Here is a 16,331-nt window from a genome sequence, read left to right as displayed (position 1 = left end):
GAGTGGCGCATGCCGGGGGTTCTGCAACCGGCATGCCAGCCTTCATTGCAATCCGAAGTTGCAGCTTGGCCGTTTACAATCCAGCAACGGCGAGCTTCTAGTAAATCGCAACCCTTCGATAAGGTATTCGTGAATGCGCACAGGCGCCCCGGTGACCCCCTTCGGCCCCTCTGGGGTCGCCCCACGCAAGGGTTCAGGCAGCGCTTCCGCAACCGGAGAGAGTGGTTTCGCCAACCGCCTCGACAACGTGGTCCAGCAAGGCCGCAGCGAGGCCGCACGGCTGTCGGAGGTTAATGCTCCGCTTCTGCTTGGCGACGGATTTGCGCAGGGCAAAAATTCTCGAAGTCAAGAGACCGCTCAAACGATATCGCTTAAGGCTCTGAAAACACTGAAAATATGCCAGTTGGCCATGCTGCAGAACGGCACCGTTTCGGCTTCCGAACTGTTAAGTCTGGCGGAATCGGCCGAATCGGCCGCCGATTCTGAGACCGGGGAAGCAGCCCGTCTCTGCCGGTCGATAGCGCTCAGGCTCCGCTTGCACGCCGCGCAAATCGATCCGGAATCAGGAGGGTCTCACCAGGGCTGATCTACCTCTGGTTTAATCACTGTGTCGTGCGTGCCGCACTTCGTCACGGGCTTGCAGTTTTTCGGGCGCCGCAACCTTTCAACACAACTTTACCTTGCACGTCACGAAGCCGAGAGGTACCTCGGCGTTGTTACGAGCCCTGGTTGCTCCGATCCCGGCGAAAATCGCAAGGACTTGGCATGCACGTTCTCCTCGCCACGACTGTGGGCAAAAGCCCCGAACTGCAGCGTTGCCTCAGCCAGGAAGGTCACGGTTGTGACCTGGCCGAGCCCTTCGCTGAAGTGGCCTCCATCGCCCAGCACAGCGGCCCCTATGATGTGGTCGTTCTGGACGTCGCCGACGCCCGCCTGCAGGCCTTCGCGGCGCTGCGCGAGATCCGTCGTCGCGGCCTGCGCATGCCGGTGGTCGTCATCACCAACGCGATCTCGGTCGAGGACGAGCAGACCGCGCTCAACCTCGGCGCCGACGACGTGCTGATCCGCCCGGTGCGCGCGCCGGTGCTGATCGCCCGCATGCAGGCGATCCTGCGCCGCGGCCTCGGCCACGCCTCGTCGCAGCTGACCTGCGGCAATGTCGTGCTCGACCAGGCCCGCCGCACGGTCACCGTCGACAGCCGCCACGTCCGCATCACCTGCCGCGAGTTCGACGTCCTCGAGATGCTCATGCTCCGCCGCGGCGTGCTGCTGACCAAGGAACAGTTCATGAGCCGCGCCTATGGCGTGGAAGATGGGCCGGACCAGCGCATCCTCGACGTCTTCGTCTGCAAGCTGCGGCGCAAGCTGGCGGCGGCAGGCTCGGCCGAGATCGTGCGCACCATCTGGGGCCGCGGCTACGTGCTGGAAGACCCGACCGCGGCCGAGGTCGCCGCCGCCCGGGCCCGCTTCCAGTCCGGCCAGCCGCGGGTGCGCCGCGCCCATCTCAGCGTCGACCTGAACGCCTCCATGGCCGTCGCCGTCTAGCATCATCCCACCGCGCCCCGCGCGCGGACAGGAGACGCCGGATGGCGAAGAACCGGAATCAGCGCCCGATCGTCATCGTGCGCCGTGAGGAAGGGGGCGAGCACGGGCACCATGGCGGTGCCTGGAAGATCGCCTACGCCGACTTCGTCACGGCCATGATGGCCTTCTTCCTGCTGATGTGGCTGATCAACGCCACCACCGACGCGCAGCGCGTCGGCCTTGCTGATTATTTCGCGCCGAGCAACATCCTCAGCCGCGGCTCCTCGGGCTCCGGCGAGCCTTTCGGCGGCCGCACGCTGAACAGCGACCAGAAGCTGGCCGGCGAGCCCCCGCCGGTGACCAGCAACCGCCCGCCTTCGGCTGCGTCGACGCTCGACCGGCCGCGGGAAGAAGACGAGACCGACGAGGAGGCGCTGCCCCAGCGCCAGCCGCCGCGTCGCATCCGTGAGAATCTGGAGGCGCTCTCGGCCTATGAGGCCGCGCGCAATCCCGTGGCCGATCGCGGCGCCAACCGGGGCGAGTTCGCCGCCGGCCAGCCGAGCGAGATGCCGACCGATGCCAGCGGCCAGGCCGAAGGCGCGAGCGCGGCATCGGCCGCCAACGCGGCCTCGGGCGCGGCGCTGCAGGCGCTGCTGGTGGCCCAGCAGGGTCCGGCCGCGGCCGCGGCCCAGGCGGCCACCCAGGCCGCCTCGGGCAACGCCCAAGGCGGCCAGGCTGCCGGTCAGACGGATGGTCAGGGCCAGGGTCAGATGACGGCGCAGCAGGCGCGGGAAGCGCTGGACCGCGCGGCGCAGGACATCCGCGCCGCCATCCAGTCCGACCCGCAGATCGCCGATCTGGCGCGCCAGCTGCTGGTCGAGCAGACCCGCGAGGGCCTGCGCATCCAGCTGGTCGATGCCGATGGCCAGCCGGTCTTCTCCGCCAGCCAGGCGGCGCCGAACGCCCGCGGCCGCGCCCTGCTGCAGCAGGTGGCCCGTGTCGTCGCACGGCTGCCGAACGCGGTGGATATCAGCGGCCACACCGACGCGACGCCGTTCCGCGGCGGTGGCGACCGGTCGAACTGGGAGCTGTCCTCGGAACGCGCCAGTGCGGCCCGCCGCATCCTGGTCGAGGCCGGCATCGCCGAGGATCGTCTGCGCGCCGTCGCCGGCCGCGCCGACCGCGACCTGCTGCTGAAGGATCGGCCGACCGATCCGACCAACCGACGTGTCTCCATCCTTGTCCTCATGCCGGCGAATGCGCCGCGGGGTTTCGCGCCATGATCGTGATCGCCGGTTTCGGCGTGCTGCTGGCCTGCGTCTTCGGCGGCTATCTGGCCGCCGGCGGCTCGATGGGCCCGATCCTGCATTCGCTGCCCTTCGAGATGATCATCATCGGCGGCGCCGCGGTCGGCAGCTTCCTGATGTCCAACTCGATGCACGACGTGAAGCACACCATGGGTGCGCTGAAGAAGGTGATGAAGGGCGGGCGCTACGGCAAGCAGGACTACCTGGACCTCTGCGCCCTGCTGTTCCGCCTGCTGCGCGTGGCCCAGGCGAAGGGCGCCGTCGGGCTCGAGCCGCATATCGAGCGGCCGCAGGAGAGCGACATCTTCACGCTGTTCCCGAAGATCCTGGCCGACCATCACGCGCAGACGCTGATCTGCGACTATCTCCGCATGGTGGGCATGAACGCCGATGACCCGCACCAGGTCGAGGACGTGATGCTGCGCGAGCTGAAGAAGATCCACCACGAGGAGATGCACCCGGCGCATGCGCTGCAGTCGATGGCCGATGCGCTGCCGGCGCTGGGCATCGTCGCGGCCGTGCTCGGCGTCATCAAGACCATGGGCGCGATCGACCAGCCGCCGGCGGTGCTCGGCGCGATGATCGGTGGCGCGCTGGTCGGCACCTTCCTGGGCGTTCTTCTGGCCTATGGCCTGGTCGGCCCGCTGGCGACGCGGCTCAAGGCGGTGGTCGACGAGGAGGCCAAGTTCCTCGAGGTGATCCGCGCGGTGCTGATCGCGCATCTGCACGGCAATGCGCCGCCGGTCTCGGTGGAGATCGGCCGCAAGACGGTGCCGACCGACCTGATGCCGACCTTCCAGGCGATGGACGCCACCCTCCAGGAACAGCGCGCCTAGGTCTTCCGGAGGCGCTTCCGGGCTGCTGCCGCCTCGCGGCGATGGCAGCCGCAGGGGGCTTGGACAGGGGCGCGGCCTTCGGGGTCGCGCCCCTTTTGCGTGGCACTGGTTCGGGACCGGAATTCCGCGACAGCGCTGTCCGGCGCTGCGGCCATCCTGTCCTGCCAGGGCTGATGGCGGCGGCCTGTCGCCCTGCCCTGTCTTGGAAGCCCCTGCCGATCGCCTGGTGTCGCCGACCGGACAGGCGGCGCGGCGCCGCGGCCACTGCCGCAGGGGCACGGCATCGCCGCAGGAGAAGAGCGGCTGTCTTCGCCGCTCGTCCCGATGGCAGCCGCGCGCCCGCGGCGTCGCCACGCGCTGCGCGGCGGGCCGGAACTGGCGAGCGGTCAACAGGGAATGGCGCCTCTTGCGCCGGCGGCGGCCAGACCGCGGCCCGTCCTGGCGGATGCCAGCGCGGCCGTGGTCGCCACATCGACGGATGGAACACGTCCCTTCTGGACGGTCGGGCCGCGGCTCTTCCGCGGCGGGCAGGCCAGGCAGATCGGCCGCGCCGGTCTTCGGCGCAGGCCCTGGTCTGGCGCTGTCCTCGCGCCGTCTGGCACCGCGGGCGGATCTTCCGCCGCGCGGGGCGGGTGGCTGCGCCTCTTGCGCGCACACCCCGCCGGAACGCCATCCACCATCGATCCGCGTCGCCGCCGCAGGTGGCGACGCGCTGCAGATTACCGGCGGATGTTGATGGTGTCGGCGAGCATCTCGTCGGTCGTGGTCAGCACCCGCGTGTTGGCGGTGTAGGCGCGCTGGGCCACGATCATCTTCGAGAATTCCGCCGTGATATCGACGTTGGAGCTCTCCAGCGCGCTGGTGGCCAGCGTGCCGGCGCCCTCGGTGCCCACTTCGCTGACCTGCATGGCGCCGGCCTCGGTGGTCAGGCTGAAGGCCTGGCCGTCCTCGCGCTGCAGAGCGTCGGGATTGGGGAAGGTGACGACGGGGACGCGGGCGACGGTCTTGCTCTTGCCGTTGTCGTAGCTGAGCACGACATCGCCGTTGTCGCGGATGGTGACGCCGCTATAGGCGCCGGCCGGGGCGCCATCGACCACCAGGCTGCGCTGCTCATAGGCGGTGCCGGCATATTGCGTGACGCCGTCGGCGGTGCCGTAGCTGCCCAGGTCCAGCGTCAGCGGCGTGGTGCCGTTGAAGGTGATCGAGGCGTCGCTGCCCTTGCCGGAATTGGCCGTGGTGGTCAGCGTCGTCACGCCATCGGCCGGCGCCAGGCTGAGCAGCGTGCCGGCCGGCATGGTGGCGTCGGCGCCGTCGGAGAAGGTGGCGACGGCGGTGCCGAGCGAGGCGCCGCCGCTGGTGGCCTCGACGGTCCACTGATTGGCGACGGTCTCCGACTTGGTCCAGTTCAGCGTGACCGGCTTGGCGTTGCCGAGCTCGTCATAGCCGGTCATCTGCGTCGAGAAGCTGTTGGTCGTGGGCGTGGCCGGCAGGTTGGCGGCCAGCGTCGCCCGGGTGGTCGCGGTCGGCGGATAGGCCGAGGTGTCGATCTTCACCGGCGTCAGCGTGCCGGTGTTGGCGACGCCGTCGGTCACCGGCCAGCCTTCCAGCGCATAGCCGCTGCCATTCACCAGGTAGCCCTGGGAATTCTTGGTGAAGTCGCCGGCGCGGGTGAACAGCGGCGTGGCAGAGTCGTACTGGATGTTGCCGGCATTGTCGGTGCCGCTCGGCCGCGCCACGCTGAACAGCCCGTTGCCGCTGATGGCCAGCGCCAGCGGGTTCTCCGACTGGGTGATCGAGCCCTGCAGCGAGACCGTCGCGTCCGGCGTCACGCTGACGGCGCCCGGCGTGTGGATCTTCGAGGTCGACTGCGTCAGCAGATCCTCGAAGGTGCTGTCGACGCGCTTGTAGCCGGTGGTCGAGCTGTTGGCGACGTTGTCGGAGATATGGCCGAGCGCCCGCGACTGGGCGTTCATGCCGGAGATGGCGGTGGTCATCGAGCCGAAGAGCGACATGCGCGGGGTCCTCGAATGCAGGTCCATTCCCGCGGCTTGTGGCGCAACAGGCGCCGGACCCGGGATCGCCAGGGCTCTCGCAACCGGCGTGCCAGAGTTTCTCCGGCATCGATCCGGCAAGTTCCGCCGGTGGCGGCGGTCCCCGGCGGCTCCTGCCCGGCAGAAACTGCCGGGGCGGCGCATTCCTGCCGGGTGGCGGCGGCGGACCGCGATGGCCCGCTTGTTGCAGTCCTTGGCCGCGACCAACCGATGCCCGGACCATGACCGTCACCCTGCAGGCTCCGACGATCCGCTCCACTCCTGCCGAGCTCGCCGCGCTGCCGCGCGCCGTGACGGGCACGGCCGCGCCGGGCTTCGCGGCGGCGCTGGCCACCGCCACCACCGCGCCGCCGGCCGCGCCGCCGATCGCCCCGGCGACCACGCCGGCACCCTCTGCCGCCAATGGCAACCGCGCGCCGGCAGCCCCCGCGCCCAGCACGACCGTCGCGACGCCGCTGGCGCCGACGCCGCAGCCCGTCGCCCTGGCCGCCAACGGCCATGCGCCGCCCGCCGGCCAGGCTGCCCCGGCCACCACGCCGATGCCGCCGCCGCCCGCCGCCTCCGGCACGCCGCCGCAGGCCGCGGACGCCGCCAATTCCAATGGCGTGCCGGTCGCCCTGGCGGCCGTCGCCGCGACGGCCGAAGCCACGGTCGAGATCGCCGCCACGCCCGCCGAGTCCGCCGAAACCGAAGCCGCTGACGGCAAGAAGCCGGAACCGGCAGCCGTCGACGGTGCGCCTCTGCCGGCACCGGCGCAGCCCGCGCCCGTCGCGATCCAGGCCGCCCCTGCCCAGCCCTCTGCCCCGCCTGCCGCGCCGGAGGCACAGCCCGTGGCCATCGGGAAGACCGCCGCCGCCGTGGCGCAGTCGGCCGAGGCGAAGCCGCAAGCCGGGCGCGCCGCCGCCCCGGGCAAGGGCTTCGCCATCGAGGATGACAGCGCGGGACCGGAGGCGGAGATTCCTGCCGGGGCGATGGCGACGCTGGTCGCCCCGGCCGCGCCCCAGGCGGCCGTCGCGGTGCAGCCGGTGGCGCAGCAGAATTCCGCGCAGCCGCCATCGCCGGATCCGCACCAGCATCAGCATCAGCAGGACGCCGCGCCGCAGCCGGGCGCCGCCGCCGCGCATTCTCCGGCAGACTCCGCCCCACCAGGCCGGACAGCGGATGCTGCCCCCTTCCCCGCCGCCACGTCCGAGGCGCAGGCCAGCGCCGCCGCGGCAGCCCTGGGTTTCAGCCTGCCGGAGAGCGGCCTCGGCGCCGCGACAGGCGGCGATGCCACGCCAGGCTTCCTCGCTCCTGCCGCGCCCGCGTCCAGCCAGGCGCCGACCGCCGCGCCCAGCGCGCCGCTGCAGGCCTATGGCCATGCCGCCCCGCTGCCGCCGGCGCAGCAGGTCGGCCGCGCCGTGCTCAATGTCGCGCTGCGCGGGGGCGAAGGCGGGGTCAGCCGGATCAGCGTCGCCGTCGCGCCCGAGGCGCTCGGCCGCGTCGAGATCAGCATCGAGCGGGAGGGCGACGGCCCGGCCCAGGTCAGCGTCAGGGCCGAGCGGCCCGAGACGCTGCTGATGCTGATGCGCGATGCCGGCGCCATCGAGCAGGCGCTGGCCCAGGCCGGGCTCGGCCCCGAGACAGGACGCAGCCTCAGCCTGGGCCTCGCCGAGTCCGGTGGCCAGGGCGCGCAGCAGCGCCAGGCCGGACGCGACGGCCAGAACGGACAGGGCCGCGGCCAGGCCCCGGCAGATCCTGCCGACGACACGCATTCCCCCGCCGTGGCACGCCAGTTGCGTGGCGTCGGCCTGCTCGACCTCGCCGTCTGACCCCGACCCGCCGCCAAGGATCTTTCGCCCATGGCCACCTCGACCGCCGTCACCACCGCCTCCACCAGCAGCACGACCAGCACCAAGGCGAGCGCGGCCGCGGGCACCAAGCTGGCTGGCGACATGCAGAGCTTCCTGGTGCTGCTGACCACCCAGCTGCAGAACCAGGACCCGACCAACCCGACGGATTCGACCCAGTTCACCACGCAGCTGGCGCAGTTCTCGGCGGTCGAGCAGCAGATCGCGACCAACGCCCATCTCGAGACGCTGCTGTCGCTGCAGCAGAGCTCTTCGATGCTCAGCGCCACCTCGCTGGTCGGCCGCAATGTCGAGATCAACAGCGAGACCATGGTGCTGCAGGACGGCGAGACGCAGAGCCTGAAGCTGCCGGCGCTGTCGGGCGCGGGCGGCGCCAGCACCGCCGTCGTCAGCATCGCCAATGCCAGCGGCACGACGGTGCGCACGGCGGTGGTGGCGCTGGGCTCCGACCCGGCAAGCTGGAACTGGGACGGCACGGATACGAACGGCCGGGCGCTGGCCGACGGCAAGTACACCGTGACCGTCACAGGCGCGGATTCGAAGGGCGCCTCCACCGGCAGCCTGACCTCGACCCTGACCGGCGCGGTGACCAGCGTCACCCGCACCGACGGCAACCCGACGCTGACCATCGGCGGCCTGACCGTCAGCATGGATAAGCTGGTGGGATTGCAGTAAACACCGCGTGAGCGCGTAGCGGAGCCGGGACGGTTGCAGATCCGTCCGGTGCCGCGACCATGCCGGGCGTCGCGCAGGGGCGCTGCGCCCGGAATGCATGCCACCCGCCGCTTCCTGCAAGGCCCGGTTAACATCTGATCAACGCCCGCGCGCGAAAGAGTGATCGCGCGGCAGGATACCGCGCGCGGAGGCGGCGGTGAATGCGGCGACTCAGCGGCCCATGACGGGACCGGAAGCTTTGGAAAGCGGCGCGAATGCCGCGCAGGCCGGCGTCGCCGGCGGCATGGGCCGGCTCGTGGCCTCGCTGCGCGCCTTCGGACCGATGCGCCTCGCGGCGCTGGGGATCACCGGGCTGCTGACGCTCGGGCTGATCGCCTTCCTGACCCTGCGCACGGCCTCCGCGCCGATGGGTCTCCTCTATGGCGATCTCGACCAGCGCGATGCCGGCCAGGTGGTCGCCTCGCTGGAGAAGGCGCGCGTGCCCTACCGGCTCGGCCGCAACGGCAGCGAGATCATGGTGCCCGAGGACATGATCCCCCGGCTGCGCCTGAACCTGGCGCGCGAGGGCCTGCCCAGCGGCGGCAGCGTCGGCTACGAGATCTTCGACCGCCAGGGCGGCCTGACCACCACCCCCTTCCAGCAGGACATGAACCGGCTGCGCGCCCTCGAGGGCGAGCTGGCGCGGAGCATCCGCAGCCTGGACGGCGTGGCGCAGGCGCGCGTGCACCTGGTGCTGCCGCGGCGCGAGCCCTTCTCCCGCGAGCGCGGCGAGGCCCAGGGCAGCGTCGTGCTGCAGATGCGCGGCGTGCAGCGCCTCGACCGCGAGGGCGTGCAGGCGGTGCTGCACATGGTCGCCGCCGCGGTGCCCGGGCTGAAGCCGCAGAACATCTCGATCGTCGACGGCCGCGGCGAGCTGCTGTCGCGCGGCGGCCAGAACGGCGCCAGCGGCCTGGTGCAGACCCAGGAAGAGATCCGCCGCGCCCAGGAAATGCGCATGTCGCGCTCCGTCGAGGAGATGCTGGAGCGCATCCTGGGCCCCGGCCGTGTCCGCGCCGAGGCCACCATCGAGATGGATCACGACCGGATCCAGACGACGGAAGAGCGCTTCGACCCCGAGAACCAGGTGCCGCGCAGCCAGAGCTCGACCAACGAGAGCAGCCGCAACGGCGAGCCGCAGAACGTCTCGGTGGCCAACCAGCTTCCCGGCGCCCCCCCCGCCCCGCAGGCCAGCGGCCCGCAGAGCCAGGAGGCGCGGCAGGAGGAGACGGTCAACTACGAGATCGGCCGCACCACGCGGAACACGATGCGCGAGCAGCCGGTGGTCCGCCGCGTCTCGGTGGCCGTCCTGGTCGACGGCATCTGGGAGCCCGGCGAGAATGGCGGCCCGGCCCGCTTCCGCGAGCGCACGCCGCAGGAGGTCGACCGCATCAGCGCCCTGGTGCGCGGCGCCATCGGCTACAACGAGCAGCGCGGCGACCGTCTCGAGGTGGTCTCGCTCCGCTTCGCCGATCCGGGCTTCGGCACGCAGGAGGAGCAGGCGGCCGGCTTCCTCGGCCTGCCGGCGCTGACGCCGACGCTGACCGCCCGCCTGCTGGAAAGCGGCGTCTATGCCATCGTCGCCCTGCTGGCGCTGCTGCTGGTCGGCCGCCCGGTCGCCAAGCGGCTGGTGCAGGGGATGAACCCCCGCGCTGCCGGCGCCCTGCCGGGTGTCGCCGGCAGCCTGCCGGGGCCGGACGACGTGCTGCAGGGCAGCGGCCTCGGCCCGGGCCTCGCCGCGCTCTCCGGCGGCGACCCGTCCGAGCCGCTGTCGGATGCCGACCAGACCATGATCGATCTCGCCATGGTCAGCGGCCAGATCCGCATCTCGAGCCTGAACACCCTCGCCGACCTGGTCGACAAGCACCCCGAGGAGACGCTGGCGGTGGTCCGCCGCTGGCTCTCCCCCGATGAGGCCGCAAAGTCATGAGCATGACCACCGTCCGCCGCGCCAGCGGCCTGTCCGGGCCGCAGAAGGCCGCGACCCTGATGCTGGCGCTGGGCGAGGAGCGCGCCTCCAAGCTGCTCAGCCGCATGCATGACGACGAGGTGCGCGACGTCTCCTCGGCCATGGCGCAGCTCGGCTCGGTGCCGGCGGAATCGGTCGAGGCGCTGTGCCACGAATTCGCCGAGCAGATCGGCCAGGCCGGCTCGCTGATCGGCAGCTGGGAGACCACCGAGCGCATGCTGCTCCGCTCGCTGCCGCGCGAGCGCGTCACCCAGATCATGGAGGAGCTGCGCGGCCCCGCCGGCCGCACCATGTGGGACAAGCTGGGCAACGTGAACGAGACGGTGCTCGCCAACTACCTGAAGAACGAATACCCGCAGACGGTCGCCGTGGTGCTGACCAAGGTGCGGCCCGACCATGCGGCGCGCGTCCTGGCCCTGCTGCCGGACAGCTTCGCCATGGAGGTGGTGATGCGCATGCTGCGGATGGAAAGCCCGCAGGCCGAGGCGCTGGAAGGCGTCGAGCGCACGCTGAAGGCCGAGTTCATGTCGAACCTGGCGCGCTCGACGCGGCGCGACTCGCATGAGCTGATGGCCGAGATCATGAACAACCTCGACCGCGGCGCCGAGGGCCGCATCATGGCGGCGCTGGAGGAGCAGTCCTCGGAAAGTGCCGCGCGCATCCGCTCGCTGATGTTCACCTTCGAGGATCTGCGCCGGCTGGATGCCGCCGGCATGCAGGTGCTGCTGCGCACCGTCGAGAAGGAGAAGCTGGCGATCGCGCTGAAGGGTGCTTCGGAAAACCTGCGCGACCAGTTCTTCAAGAGCATGTCCGAGCGCGCCGGCCGCATGCTGAAGGACGACATCGCGGCGCTGGGCCCGACCCGGCTGCGCGACGTCGAGGAGGCGCAGATGGCCATGGTCGCGCTGGCCAAGGAGCTGGCGCAGCAGGGTGAGATCCGGCTGGCCGAAGGCGGCCAGCCCGAGGAGCTGGTCTATTGAGCGCCGACGCCGCCATGGCTTTCGAGGAGAGCTCGCCGCTCGCCAATCCCGCCCTGCTGGGCACGCATCACGCCATCCTGTTCCGCAAGCCACAGGCGACCGTGGCGCAGGCGGCGGCGCCGCAATCGGCGCCCTCGCGCCGCATCGCCGGCGGGCTGGGCGCGATGGCGCCGGTGCATATGTTCACCGCCAACGACTTCGACGCGCCGGCCATCAAGGCCGTGGCGCCGATGCCGGAGCCGGTGCACGACCCGCTGCCCGAGCTGCTCGAGGCCGCGCGCAGGGAGGCCTTCGCCGCCGGCCGCGCCGAAGGCCTGGCCGCCGGCCTCGCCCAGGGCCGCGCCGAGGTCGAGGCGGAGCGCGACACCGCGGCCGTCGCCGCGCTGCGCATGGCCGCCAGCGGCTTCACCGACGCCGCGCGCAGCGCCGCCGGCGTCGCCGAGGACGCGGCGCGCTCGATCGCCGAGACCGCGCTGGCAGCACTCTGCGCCGCCATGCCCGCGCTCGGCGCGCGCTTCGGCGCCGCCGAGGCCGAGGCCTTCGTCGAGGCCATGCTGCCGGTGCTGCGGGAAGAGCCTGCGGTCACGGTGCAGGTCGAGGAATCGCTGGTCGCGCCGCTCTCGGCGCGCTTCGCGACGATGAAGCAGGTCGAGGTTGTGGCGGTTGCGGGACTCACGCCGGGCGATGCCGTGCTAAGATGGCATTCGGGCGAGGCCTCGCGCCGTGCCGCCGCCGCGCGTCAGGCGGTGGTTGCGGCGCTGGCCGCCTGCGGCCTGGTGACGCCGGACGCGATGGCGGCGGAAGCGCGGCTGTCACCCATCGCCTGAAGCCCCGGCGCGTGATGCTGCGCGGATGACGTTCGAGTGCTGGCCGAGAACAGGCCGGCTGCGGTAGAGACCAAGGGAAGGCAAAATGCAGGACCCGATGATGCGCGGCAATGTGGCCCTGGGCGGCGAGCTGCCCGATGCGCCGGACGGCGAGGCGCCGCGTCGCGCCGCCGCCGATCTGAACGCCGTCTATGACATTCCCGTCCAGGTCAGCGCCGTGCTGGGCCGCGCCACCATGCAGGTCAGCCAGCTGCTGAAGCTCGGCCGCGGCGCCGTGGTCGAGCTCGACCGCAAGCTGGGCGAGGCCGTCGACATCTACGTCAACAACCGGCTGGTCGCGCGCGGCGAGGTGGTGATGGTCGGCGAGAACCGGCTGGGCGTCACCATGACCGAGATCGTCAAGACCGACCGGGTGGGCTGAGCCCATGCCCCGCGTGCTGATCGTCGGCCCCCTGGCGGGGGAGCTGGGACTGGCCGCGCGCATGGCCCAGGCACGCGGCGCCCGTGTCGCGCAGGTCGAGGGCGTCACCAGCGCCCTGGCGAAGCTGCGCGCCGAGGGCGCCGACGTGGTGATGTGCGAGGTGCATCACGACATCGACTGGCTGGTGCGCGCCATGCTGGCCGAGCGCATCCTCTGCCCCGTCATCGCCTGCGGCGTCGACGCCGCGGCCGAGACCGCGGTGCGCGCCATCCGCGCCGGCGCCCGCGACTTCCTGCCGCTGCCCCCCGATGCCGATCTGATCGCGGCGATGCTGCAGGCCGCCGCCGGCGAGCAGGCGGAGGAGGCCGCGCCGCCGGCCGCGCGCGACCCGGTGATGGCCGCCGTGCTGGCCCGCGCCGACCAGGTGGCGCGCGCCGAGGCTTCTGTTCTCATCACCGGCGAGAGCGGCACCGGCAAGGAGGTCATGGCGCGCCGCATCCATGCGGGCTCGCGCCGGGCATCCGGCCCCTTCGTCGCGCTGAACTGCGCGGCGCTGCCGGAAAGCCTGCTGGAGAGCGAGCTCTTCGGCCATGAGAAGGGCGCCTTCAGCGGCGCCGTCGCCGGCCGCAAGGGCAAGTTCGAGCAGGCCGAGGGCGGCACGCTGCTGCTCGACGAGATCGGCGAGATGGACCCGCGCCTGCAGGCCAAGCTGCTGCGCGCCCTGCAGGAGCGCGAGATCGACCGCCTCGGCAGCACCCGGCCGATCAAGGTCGATGTCCGCATCCTGGCCGCGACCAACCGCGACCTGATGGCGGAAGTCCGCGCCGGCCGCTTCCGCGAGGACCTGTATTTCCGCCTCGACGTCGTCCGGCTGCGCCTGCCGCCGCTGCGCGAGCGCCCGGGCGATATTCTTCCCCTCGCCGATCTCTTCGCCGCCCGCTTCGCCGAGGTGAACGGGTTGCCGCCCCGCAGCCTGGATGCCGCCGCCCGCCGCGCCCTGCTGGCCTATTCCTGGCCCGGCAATGTGCGCGAGCTGGAGAACGCCCTGCACCGCGCCGTGCTGATGGCCGAGGGCGACGCCATCGGCGCCGAGGCGATCGAGCTGGCGCGGCCCGACGCCGCCGCCGGCGTGCCGGTGACCGGCCTGACGCCGGCCGCCGCGGCCGCCGCCTTCTTCGCCGATCCGCCGCGCCCGGCGCCCATGCCGCAGCCGCCGCTGCCGACGCCGGCCGAGCTCGCGGCAGCCGCCGCCACCGCCGCGGCGCCGGCCTATGCCAGCTACGGCGCGGTCGTCCCCCAGGCCCCGGCTCCCGCCGCGCAGCAGCTGTCGCCCGAGGAAGGCATCGCCGCGCTCGTCGGCCGCCGCATGGAGGATGTCGAGCGCGACCTGATCCTGGGGACGCTGGCGCATTGCCTGGGCAACCGCACCCGGGCGGCCGAGGTGCTGGGCATCTCGATCCGCGCGCTGCGCAACAAGCTGCAGGACTACCGCGCCTCCGGCCTGGCGGTGACCGCCCCCGGCGGCGCCGCGGCGGCGGAGTAACGACGCATGGCCGTCGCCATCCCCCTGCCCGACGCGCTGAAGAAGTTCCGTGTCGGCACCGATGTCGGCCTGGCGCTGGGCGTCATCTGCCTGCTGGCGGTGATGCTGGTGCCGCTGCCGATCATCCTGCTCGACCTCGGCCTCGCCATTTCGATCACCGCCTCGGTGCTGGTGCTGATGGTGGCGCTGCTGCTGCAGCGGCCGCTCGACTTCACCTCCTTCCCAACCATCCTGCTGCTGACCACGCTGATGCGGCTGGCGCTGAACGTCGCGACGACGCGCGCGGTGCTGACGCATGGGCATGAGGGGCCGGGCTCGGCCGGCGGCGTCATCGCCGCCTTCGGCAACTTCCTGATGGGCGGCGACGTCCTGATCGGCCTGGTGGTCTTCTTCATCCTGCTGATCGTCAACTTCATGGTGGTGACGAAAGGCTCGGGCCGCATCGCCGAGGTCGCCGCGCGGTTCAGCCTGGACGCCATGCCCGGCAAGCAGATGGCGATCGACGCCGATCTTTCCGCCGGCATCATCGAGGAGCCCGAGGCGCGCCGCCGCCGCCGCGAGCTGGAGGAGGAGAGCGGCTTCTATGGCGCCATGGACGGCGCCGCCAAATTCGTCCGCGGCGACGCCATCGCCGGGCTGATCATCACCGGCATCAACCTGCTGGGCGGGCTTGCCATCGGCATGGGCCGGCACGGCCTGCCCTTCGGCGACGCCGCCGAGACCTTCGCCATCCTGACCGTCGGCGACGGGCTGGTGACGCAGATCCCGGCGCTGCTGATCTCGGTCGCCGCCGGCATCGTGGTGACCAAGGGCGGCGGCGAGGGCCGCGCCGACCAGATCCTGGCCGGCCAGCTTGGAACCTCCTGGAAGCCGCTGGCGATCGCCGCCGGCAGCGCGCTGGTCATGGCCACCATGCCGGCCATGCCGGTGCTGCCCTTCCTGGCCATCGCCGCGGTCTGCGGCGCCCTGGCCTGGAACCGGCGCAAGGCGGAGCAGGTCAAGGCGCGGGCGCCGGCGCGGCCTGCTGCGCCGCTCGACCCTGCCGCCAAGGCCGCGGCCGAGGAGGCACCGGTCGCCGAGGCGCTGCGCATGGACCAGCTGCGGCTCGAGATCGGCTATGGCCTGCTGTCGCTCGCCTCCGGCGAGGCGCCGCGGCTGACCGAGCAGATCCGCCAGCTGCGCAAGAGCATCGCCCAGGAGATGGGCTTCGTGCTGCCCAGCGTCCGGGTGCAGGACAACATGCAGCTGCCGCCTTCGACCTATGTCGTGCGCGTCAAGGAGGTCGAGGCGGCGCAGGGCGAGGTGAAGCCGCCGATGCTGCTGGCGATCGACCCCAGCGGCAAGCTGCCGCCGCTGCCGGGCGAGCGCTGCCAGGAGCCGGCCTTCGGCCTGCCGGCGCTGTGGATCGAGGAGAATCTGCGCGACCAGGCCCTGGCCCGCGGCTGCACCGTGGTCGATGCCGCGAGCGTCCTGGTCACCCACCTGACCGAGGTGGTGCGCGAGAACATGGCCGACCTGCTGAGCCACACCGAGACCCGCCGCCTGCTGGACGGGCTGCCGGAGGAGAACAAGCGCCTGATCGCCGACCTGGTGCCCGGCCAGGCCAGCATCGGCACGGTGCAGCGCGTGCTGCAGGCGCTGCTGGCGGAGCGCGTCTCGATCCGCGACCTGCCGACCATCCTGGAGGGCATCCAGGAGGCGACGGCCGGCGGCGGCGCGCGTGGCCTGTCCGGCATCGTCTCCATCGTGCGCGCCCGCCTGGCGCGCCAGCTGACGGAGTCGGCGCGCGGCCACCAGGGCGACGTGCCGCTGCTGACGCTGGGCGCCGAATGGGAGGCCGCCTTCGCCGAGGCGCTGATCGGCCCGGCCGAGGAGCGCCAGCTGGCCATGGCGCCGTCGCGCGTCAACGACTTCGCGCAGAAGCTGCGCCTGGCGCTGGACCGCGCAGGCGCCGCGGGCGACGCGCCGGCGCTGGTCTGCTCGGGCGCCATCCGCGCCCATGTCCGCGCGGTGGTCGAGCGCTTCCGCCCGACCACGCCGGTGCTGGCCCAGGCCGAGATCCATCCGCGGGCGCGCATCCGCGTCCTCGGCAGCGTCTGAGGCACGGGTAGCCGGCCATGCGCATCCGCGTCATCCGCGCCCCCAGCATGGCGGAGGCCATGCGCCTGCTGACCGCGGAGCTGGGGCCGGATGCCGTGCTGCTGTCCTCCCGCCGCGTCAATGGCGGGGTGGAGGCGACGGCCGCGCTGGAGATCGACCCGCCGGACGAGCCGCTGCCGGTGGTGGCCCCCACCCCGGAGCCGGCGCTGGAA

General features: G+C 72.2%; 13 protein-coding genes and 1 pseudogene. 13 read left to right on the top strand and 1 reads right to left on the bottom strand.

Annotation, left to right across the window (positions count from 1 at the left end):
* The first annotated feature begins 151 nt into the window (after positions 1 to 151).
* The 4 genes from BKE38_RS31440 (at position 152) to motA (ending at position 3,667) form a co-directional block, all read left to right on the top strand.
* Positions 152 to 586, top strand: a complete 435-nt coding sequence (locus BKE38_RS31440) for a hypothetical protein (RefSeq protein ID WP_131829547.1) — start codon at positions 152 to 154, stop codon at positions 584 to 586.
* Positions 587 to 765: 179 nt separating this feature from the next.
* Positions 766 to 1,545 carry a response regulator transcription factor gene (locus BKE38_RS09520; protein ID WP_083747420.1) on the top strand — a complete coding sequence of 260 codons (780 nt, stop codon included), beginning with the start codon at positions 766 to 768 and terminating at the stop codon, positions 1,543 to 1,545.
* A 41-nt stretch (positions 1,546 to 1,586) separates the two neighbouring features.
* On the top strand, positions 1,587 to 2,807 hold the full coding sequence (locus tag BKE38_RS09515) for a flagellar motor protein MotB (RefSeq protein WP_076957085.1): 1,221 nt from the start codon (positions 1,587 to 1,589) through the stop codon (positions 2,805 to 2,807).
* Entirely contained in the window at positions 2,804 to 3,667 is an 864-nt protein-coding gene (gene motA, locus BKE38_RS09510) for a flagellar motor stator protein MotA (RefSeq protein WP_076957084.1), read from the top strand. Before BKE38_RS09515 ends, motA begins: the two co-directional genes overlap by 4 nt.
* A 719-nt stretch (positions 3,668 to 4,386) precedes the next feature.
* Here the strand turns inward: motA and flgE are convergent.
* Positions 4,387 to 5,679, bottom strand: a complete 1,293-nt coding sequence (gene flgE, locus BKE38_RS09505; RefSeq protein WP_076957083.1) for a flagellar hook protein FlgE — start codon at positions 5,677 to 5,679, stop codon at positions 4,387 to 4,389.
* A gap of 260 nt (positions 5,680 to 5,939) precedes the next feature.
* Between flgE and BKE38_RS09500 the strand changes: the two genes are divergently transcribed.
* From BKE38_RS09500 to BKE38_RS09460, 9 genes and pseudogenes are all read left to right on the top strand, one after another.
* Positions 5,940 to 7,529, top strand: a complete 1,590-nt coding sequence (locus BKE38_RS09500; protein WP_076957082.1) for a flagellar hook-length control protein FliK — start codon at positions 5,940 to 5,942, stop codon at positions 7,527 to 7,529.
* Between the two features lie 30 nt (positions 7,530 to 7,559).
* Positions 7,560 to 8,243 carry a flagellar hook assembly protein FlgD gene (locus BKE38_RS09495; RefSeq protein WP_076957081.1) on the top strand — a complete coding sequence of 228 codons (684 nt, stop codon included), beginning with the start codon at positions 7,560 to 7,562 and terminating at the stop codon, positions 8,241 to 8,243.
* A 220-nt stretch (positions 8,244 to 8,463) separates the two neighbouring features.
* Positions 8,464 to 10,209 carry a flagellar basal-body MS-ring/collar protein FliF gene (gene fliF / locus BKE38_RS09490; RefSeq protein WP_242662300.1) on the top strand — a complete coding sequence of 582 codons (1,746 nt, stop codon included), beginning with the start codon at positions 8,464 to 8,466 and terminating at the stop codon, positions 10,207 to 10,209.
* Positions 10,206 to 11,228 (top strand): flagellar motor switch protein FliG, encoded by a 1,023-nt coding sequence (gene fliG, locus BKE38_RS09485; protein WP_106409176.1) that lies wholly within the window; start codon positions 10,206 to 10,208, stop codon positions 11,226 to 11,228. Before fliF ends, fliG begins: the two co-directional genes overlap by 4 nt.
* Entirely contained in the window at positions 11,225 to 12,055 is an 831-nt protein-coding gene (locus BKE38_RS09480) for a hypothetical protein (protein ID WP_076957080.1), read from the top strand. Before fliG ends, BKE38_RS09480 begins: the two co-directional genes overlap by 4 nt.
* Before the next feature lie 97 nt (positions 12,056 to 12,152).
* Positions 12,153 to 12,476: a flagellar motor switch protein FliN gene (gene fliN, locus BKE38_RS09475; RefSeq protein ID WP_420014315.1), complete on the top strand. Its 324-nt coding sequence runs from the start codon at positions 12,153 to 12,155 to the stop codon at positions 12,474 to 12,476.
* A 4-nt stretch (positions 12,477 to 12,480) separates the two neighbouring features.
* Positions 12,481 to 14,019, top strand: a complete 1,539-nt coding sequence (locus BKE38_RS09470; RefSeq protein ID WP_076957078.1) for a sigma-54-dependent transcriptional regulator — start codon at positions 12,481 to 12,483, stop codon at positions 14,017 to 14,019.
* Between the two features lie 6 nt (positions 14,020 to 14,025).
* Entirely contained in the window at positions 14,026 to 16,119 is a 2,094-nt protein-coding gene (flhA, locus tag BKE38_RS09465) for a flagellar biosynthesis protein FlhA (protein ID WP_076957077.1), read from the top strand.
* Positions 16,120 to 16,136: 17 nt separating this feature from the next.
* Positions 16,137 to 16,331 (top strand): annotated as a pseudogene (locus BKE38_RS09460) (hypothetical protein); the annotation flags it as partial.

Source organism: Teichococcus deserti (assembly GCF_001982615.1).
Classification (GTDB): domain Bacteria; phylum Pseudomonadota; class Alphaproteobacteria; order Acetobacterales; family Acetobacteraceae; genus Pseudoroseomonas; species Pseudoroseomonas deserti.
The sequence above is the reverse complement of the archived record's forward strand: the minus strand, read 5'-3'. Positions and strand labels throughout refer to the sequence as shown.

What these genes read in the sequence shown, in the direction of transcription:
- flhA (WP_076957077.1), top strand. Translation starts at nt 14,026, where the DNA reads ATGGCCGTCGCCATCCCCCTGCCCGACGCGCTGAAGAAGTTCCGTGTC.
- motA (WP_076957084.1), top strand. Translation starts at nt 2,804, where the DNA reads ATGATCGTGATCGCCGGTTTCGGCGTGCTGCTGGCCTGCGTCTTCGGC.
- BKE38_RS09500 (WP_076957082.1), top strand. Translation starts at nt 5,940, where the DNA reads ATGACCGTCACCCTGCAGGCTCCGACGATCCGCTCCACTCCTGCCGAG.
- flgE (WP_076957083.1), bottom strand. Translation starts at nt 5,679, where the DNA reads ATGTCGCTCTTCGGCTCGATGACCACCGCCATCTCCGGCATGAACGCC.
- BKE38_RS09520 (WP_083747420.1), top strand. Translation starts at nt 766, where the DNA reads ATGCACGTTCTCCTCGCCACGACTGTGGGCAAAAGCCCCGAACTGCAG.
- fliN (WP_420014315.1), top strand. Translation starts at nt 12,153, where the DNA reads ATGATGCGCGGCAATGTGGCCCTGGGCGGCGAGCTGCCCGATGCGCCG.
- fliF (WP_242662300.1), top strand. Translation starts at nt 8,464, where the DNA reads ATGACGGGACCGGAAGCTTTGGAAAGCGGCGCGAATGCCGCGCAGGCC.
- BKE38_RS09470 (WP_076957078.1), top strand. Translation starts at nt 12,481, where the DNA reads ATGCCCCGCGTGCTGATCGTCGGCCCCCTGGCGGGGGAGCTGGGACTG.
- fliG (WP_106409176.1), top strand. Translation starts at nt 10,206, where the DNA reads ATGAGCATGACCACCGTCCGCCGCGCCAGCGGCCTGTCCGGGCCGCAG.
- BKE38_RS09515 (WP_076957085.1), top strand. Translation starts at nt 1,587, where the DNA reads ATGGCGAAGAACCGGAATCAGCGCCCGATCGTCATCGTGCGCCGTGAG.
- BKE38_RS09495 (WP_076957081.1), top strand. Translation starts at nt 7,560, where the DNA reads ATGGCCACCTCGACCGCCGTCACCACCGCCTCCACCAGCAGCACGACC.